Source organism: Kitasatospora sp. NPDC057512 (genome assembly GCF_042802135.1).
Taxonomy (GTDB): Bacteria; Actinomycetota; Actinomycetes; order Streptomycetales; family Streptomycetaceae; genus Kitasatospora.
The window spans coordinates 1-5,626 of record NZ_JBHVET010000588.1 but is presented as its reverse complement, the minus strand read 5'-3'; the positions used below and the strand labels follow the sequence as shown (position 1 = coordinate 5,626).

Sequence of the window (5,626 nt, the reverse complement as noted above, 5' to 3'; positions counted from 1 at the left end):
ACCGAGGGCGCGCCGGAAACGGCGAGCGCCCCCGCCCGGGGAGGGCGGGGGCGCTCGTCACGCGCGGGGCGGGATCAGCCCTGGGCGGCGATGATCTCGCGGGCCAGGCGGGCGGTCTCGGACGGCGTCTTGCCGACCTTGACACCGGCGGCCTCGAGGGCCTCCTTCTTCGCCTGGGCGGTGCCCGAGGAGCCGGAGACGATGGCGCCGGCGTGGCCCATGGTCTTGCCCTCGGGGGCGGTGAAGCCCGCGACGTAGCCGACGACCGGCTTGGTGACGTGCTCGGCGATGAAGGCCGCGGCACGCTCCTCGGCGTCGCCACCGATCTCACCGATCATGACGATGAGCTCGGTCTCCGGGTCCTCCTGGAAGGCCTTGAGCGCGTCGATGTGGGTGGTGCCGATGACCGGGTCGCCACCGATGCCCACGGCCGAGGTGAAGCCGATGTCCCGCAGCTCGTACATGAGCTGGTAGGTCAGGGTGCCGGACTTCGAGACCAGACCGATCTTGCCGGAGCTGGTGATGTCGGCCGGGATGATGCCGGCGTTCGACTGTCCGGGGCTGATCAGACCCGGGCAGTTCGGGCCGATGATGCGGGTCTTGTTGCCCTTGGCACCGGCGTGCGCCCAGAAGGCGGCGGTGTCGTGCACCGGGACGCCCTCGGTGATGACGATGGCCAGGCCGATCTCGGCGTCGATGGCCTCGATCGCGGCGGCCTTGGTGAAGGCCGGCGGCACGAAGAGGACGGTGACGTCGGCGCCGGTCTTCTCCATGGCCTCGGCGACGGTGCCGAAGACCGGGATCTCGGTGCCGTCGACGTCGACCGTGGTACCGGCCTTGCGCGGGTTGACACCGCCGACGATCTGGGTGCCGGAGGCGAGCATGCGGCGGGTGTGCTTCATGCCCTCGGCGCCGGTCATGCCCTGGACGATGACCTTGCTGTCCTTGGTAAGGAAGATAGCCATGGTGTTAAGTCCCCTTCCTTACTTGTTGGCCAGCTCGGCGGCGCGGTCAGCGGCGCCGTCCATGGTGTCCACGCGCTGCACCAGCGGGTGGTTGGCGTCGTCGAGGATCTTGCGACCCAGCTCCGCGTTGTTGCCGTCCAGGCGGACGACCAGCGGCTTGGTGACGTTCTCGCCCTTGCTCTCCAGGAGCGCCAGGGCCTGCACGATGCCGTTGGCGACCGCGTCGCACGCGGTGATGCCGCCGAAGACGTTGACGAAGACCGACTTGACGTCGGGGTCGCCCAGGATGATCTCCAGGCCGTTCGCCATCACCTCGGCGGAGGCGCCGCCACCGATGTCGAGGAAGTTGGCGGGCTTGACGCCGCCGTGGTTCTCACCGGCGTAGGCGACCACGTCGAGGGTGCTCATGACGAGGCCCGCGCCGTTGCCGATGATGCCGACCTGGCCGTCGAGCTTGACGTAGTTCAGGCCCTTGGCCTTGGCGGCGGCCTCCAGCGGGTTGGCCGCGGCCTTGTCCTCCAGGGCCTCGTGCTCGGGCTGGCGGAACTCGGCGTTCTCGTCCAGGGAGACCTTGCCGTCGAGCGCGATGATCTTGCCGTCACCGGACTTGATCAGCGGGTTGACCTCGACGAGGAGGGCGTCCTCCTTGATGAAGACGGTCCACAGCTTCTGCAGGACCTCGGCGACCTGGTCGGCGACCTCGGCCGGGAACTTCGCCGCGGCGACGATCTCGGCGGCCTTCTCCGGGGTGCAGCCCTCGTTGGCGTCGACCGGGATCTTGGCGAGCGCCTCGGGGTTCTGCTCGGCGACGACCTCGATCTCCACGCCGCCCTCGACGCTGGCCATGGCCAGGAAGGTGCGGTTGGTGCGGTCCAGCAGGAACGAGACGTAGTACTCGTCCTTGATGTCCGCGGTCTGGGCCAGCATCACCTTGTGAACGGTGTGGCCCTTGATGTCCATGCCGAGGATCTGCTCGGCCTTGGCGACGGCGTCCGCCGGGTCGGCGGCGAGCTTGACGCCGCCGGCCTTGCCTCGGCCGCCCACCTTCACCTGAGCCTTGACGACGGCGCGGCCGCCGAAGCGCTCCGCGATGGCGGCAGCGTCTGCGGCGGTCTCGATGACATCGCCGTCAAGCACGGGCACGCCGTGCTTGGCGAAGAGGTCCCTCGCCTGGTACTCGAACAGGTCCACGTGTTTGTCCTTGTTCGTGGTCGCGGATTGTGTCTCTACGAGCGTGCCACGGCAGGATCTTCGCTGCGGGTCGTCGGGGCGGTGCGGGTACGCAGAGGTACGGCCTTGCGGCCCACACAGCCACGGGCGCTCACGTCAATCAACACGCGCGTCACGTCCGTCTGGCAGGTTATCCCCGCAGGGCCGGGCTGTTCCGCCCGGGGCCTGTCCACCCCGGGTGAGAACCGTCACAAATAGCCCGGCGGGACAGGGCGGGCGGCCGGTCCGCCGACCGCGCGGATTAGCGCGTCCGGGTGAATTCCTCACGCCCCCTGGTCGGCCCCCCTGATCAGGCCCCGCGGGATCGGGCGCTTCTCGATGGCCGCCGCCATGATCTCCGGGAACGCGTCCGGGGTGCAGGCGAAGGCCGGCGCGCCGAGCGAGGCCAGGGCGGCGGCGTGCGCGTGGTCGTACGCCGGGGCCCCCTCGTCGGAGAGCGCGAGCAGGGCGATGAACTGGACGCCGGCCGCCTTCATCGCGGCGACCCGCTTGAGCATGCCGTCCCGGATGCCGCCCTCGTACAGGTCGCTGATCAGCACCACGACGGTCTCGGAGGGCCGGGTGATCTTCGACTGGCAGTAGGCGAGCGCGCGGTTGATGTCGGTGCCGCCGCCGAGCTGGGTGGCGAACAGGACGTCGACCGGGTCGGTGAGCTGCTCGGTGAGGTCGACCACCGAGGTGTCGAAGACGACCAGGCGGGTGTCCAGGGTGCGCATCGAGGAGAGCACCGCGCCGAAGACCGCCGAGTGGACGACCGAGGGCGCCATCGAGCCGGACTGGTCGACGCAGAGGATGACGTCCTTCTTCACGGCGCGCTGGGCGCGGGCGTAGCCGACCAGCCGCTCGGGGACGACGGTGCCGTGCTCGGGCAGGTAGTTCTTCAGGTTGGCCCGGATGGTGCGGTCCCAGTCGATGTCGCGGTGGCGGGGGCGGTTGACCCTGGCGCTGCGGTCGAGGGCGCCGCCGAGGGTGGCCCGGGTGCGGTCGGCGAGTCGGCGCTCCAGGTCGGCGACCACCTTGCCGACCACCGCCCGGGCGGTCTCCCGGGTGGTCTCGGGCAGCGCGTGCTTGAGCGACAGCAGGGTGCCGACCAGGTGCACGTCCGGCTCGACGGCCTCCAGCATCTCCGGTTCCAGGAGCAGCCGGTCCAGGCCGAGCCGGGTGATCGCGTCCTGCTGCATCAGCTGCACGACGGTGGACGGGAAGTACGTGCGGATGTCGCCCAGCCAGCGGGCCACCTGCGGGGCCGAGCCGCCCAGCCCGGCGGCGCGGCGGCCGCCGCGGGCGGCCCGGGCGCCCTCCTCGGGGGCGCCGCGGTAGAGCGCGGTGAGGGCGCCGTCCATCGCGGCGTCGCGGCCGCGCAGGGTGCAGCCGGTGCCGTCGGCCTCGCCGCCGAGCACCAGCCGCCAGCGGCGCAGCCGTTCGTCGGTCGTGGGCGCTGCCATCTCGTCCTCCTTCGCCGGGTCGGGCGTCATGGGTCGGGTGTCATGGGTGTCGGGTGTCACGGGTGGGGTGCGCGGGGGTGCACGGGCCGGGGGTCAGGTGTCCCGGCCCGCGGCCTGCCGGGGGATCGTCGGACGGATCCCGAGCAGCAGGGCCACCACGGGGACGGCGGCGTCGGCACGGGCCCGGTCCAGCTCGCCGGCCGCGGCCCGGACGGCCGGGAGCTCGTCGAGCGGGCCGGCCGCGACCCGGCCGCCGATGGTGGTGCGCACGCCCGCCTCCAGTGCGGCGAAGGTGCGGCGCAGCAGCGGCAGGACGTCGGTGAAGACCTCGTCGCTCACCCCGGTCAGCCACTCGTCCAGCAGGGCGAGCAACCGCGGGTCGTGCAGCAGCAGGGCGCCGCCGCCGGTCAGGAAGCCCTCCACCCAACCGGCCGCGTCCGCCGGGGCGTTGGCGACGGAGAGCACCAGCCGGAGCCGTCGGCCGGCCTCCTCGGAGTCGAGCCGGCCGTCGTCCAGCAGCAGGCGCACGGCCCGGCCGCGCAGCAGCCCGGGGGCTCCGGTGGCCGGTCCGCCGGCCGGCTCGCGGCGGGCCAGCGAGCCCAGGGCGGCGGCCCAGCGGTCGGCCAGGCCGTCGGTCTCCGGCACGGACCCGGAGGTGGTGTCGGAGGTGGTGGCGGTGCCCGGATCGGCGGCCAGCAGGCCGATCGCGCCGTGCACCTCGTCGAGCCGGCCGCGCATCGTCGCCGCGCTCTCGGCGTCCAGGCCGACGCAGGCGGGCGGCAGCCCGACGCAGATCCGCTCGGCCAGCCCCGAGGCCGCCTCGGCCAGCGCGCCGTGGTCGGTGCCGCGCACGTCGCCGTAGCGCAGCGCGCGGACCAGGGCGGGCAGCGCGCCCGCGAGGTGCGCGACGTCGGTGTCCAGGGCCGCGCAGTCGGCGAGCACCCGCATCACGGCGGGCAGCGCGCCGGACAGCCCGGCCAGCAGACAGGTCTCCACCAGGCCGGTCAGTTCGGCGAGTTCCTCGGCGGCCCGGGCGGTGCCGACGGCCTTGTTGGCCGCCGCCTCCTCGACCGTGGTGCCCCACTGGGCGGCCTCGGCGATCCGGACCGCGAACTCGGGCTGCCAGCACAGCCGCCAGCTCTCCCGGAACGTCCCGGTCGAGTTCACCGAGGAGCGCGCGGGCACGCCCCAGTCCACGCCCAGCAGCCGCAGCCGGTGCAGCAGCCGGGAGCGGGCCGCGTCGGTCTCCTTGCGCAGGTCGAGGTCGACGTCCTTCGGCGCGGCCTCGGGCTTGAGCCGCAGCGAGCGCTGCAACCGGGTCAGGTCGCGCTGGAGCGGCACCGCCGGTGCGGCGTCCGGGACCTCGCCGAGCGCGTCGCCGACCACCAGGCGGTCCCGGACCAGCTCCAGGGCGACGTTCGAGCCCTCGCAGAGCACCGCGCGCACGGCGTCCAGGGTCTCGGTCAGCCCGGCGAGCGGGCGGCCGCGCAGCACGGCCAGGGTCTCGGCGAGCCGGACCGCCTCGATCACGTGCGCGGAGGAGACCGGATGGTCCTCGGCGCGCAGCAGGTCGGCGGCCCGGGTGAGCCAGCGGGGCACCGGGTCCCCGTCGGTGGTGAACAGGTGGTGGTACCAGCCGGGCGACTGCACGCCCGCGCCGTAGCCGGTGGCCTGGGAGAGCCGGCGGTGCGTCCACGGCACCCAGGTGATGTCCGTCCGCACCTTCTTCGGCAGCCCGGCGAGCAGCGCCCGGTCGTGGGCGACGGTGGGCATCCGCTCCAGCGCCGGGACGTGGAAGGCCCCGCAGACCACGGCGATCCGCCGGTGACCGGCCCGCCGGGCGGCGCGGACCTGCTGGCGCATGTACGCCTCGCGCAGCAGGTCCCGGCGGGACTCGCCGAGGCCCTCGGCGCGCAGCGCGCCCATCGCCTCGGCGACGGCGGCGAACGGCGCCAGCGGGTCGGTGCCGGGCGCGCGGTGCTCGAC

At 73.5% G+C, this 5,626-nt stretch carries 4 protein-coding genes; all 4 read right to left on the bottom strand.

What is annotated here, in order from left to right:
• Nucleotides 1-74: 74 nt before the first annotated feature.
• Nucleotides 75-965 carry a succinate--CoA ligase subunit alpha gene (gene sucD, locus ACFU6K_RS29690; protein ID WP_074003930.1) on the bottom strand — a complete coding sequence of 297 codons (891 nt, stop codon included), beginning with the start codon at nt 963-965 and terminating at the stop codon, nt 75-77.
• 18 nt (nt 966-983) lie between these two features.
• Entirely contained in the window at nt 984-2,156 is a 1,173-nt protein-coding gene (gene sucC / locus ACFU6K_RS29685) for an ADP-forming succinate--CoA ligase subunit beta (protein ID WP_380668175.1), read from the bottom strand.
• Nucleotides 2,157-2,458: 302 nt separating this feature from the next.
• On the bottom strand, nt 2,459-3,640 hold the full coding sequence (locus tag ACFU6K_RS29680) for a VWA domain-containing protein (protein WP_380668173.1): 1,182 nt from the start codon (nt 3,638-3,640) through the stop codon (nt 2,459-2,461).
• A 93-nt stretch (nt 3,641-3,733) separates the two neighbouring features.
• On the bottom strand, nt 3,734-5,626 hold a 1,893-nt coding region (locus tag ACFU6K_RS29675; protein WP_380668171.1), incomplete at its 5' end, for a DUF5682 family protein.

What these genes read in the sequence shown, in the direction of transcription:
- sucD (WP_074003930.1), bottom strand. Translation starts at nt 965, where the DNA reads ATGGCTATCTTCCTTACCAAGGACAGCAAGGTCATCGTCCAGGGCATG.
- ACFU6K_RS29680 (WP_380668173.1), bottom strand. Translation starts at nt 3,640, where the DNA reads ATGGCAGCGCCCACGACCGACGAACGGCTGCGCCGCTGGCGGCTGGTG.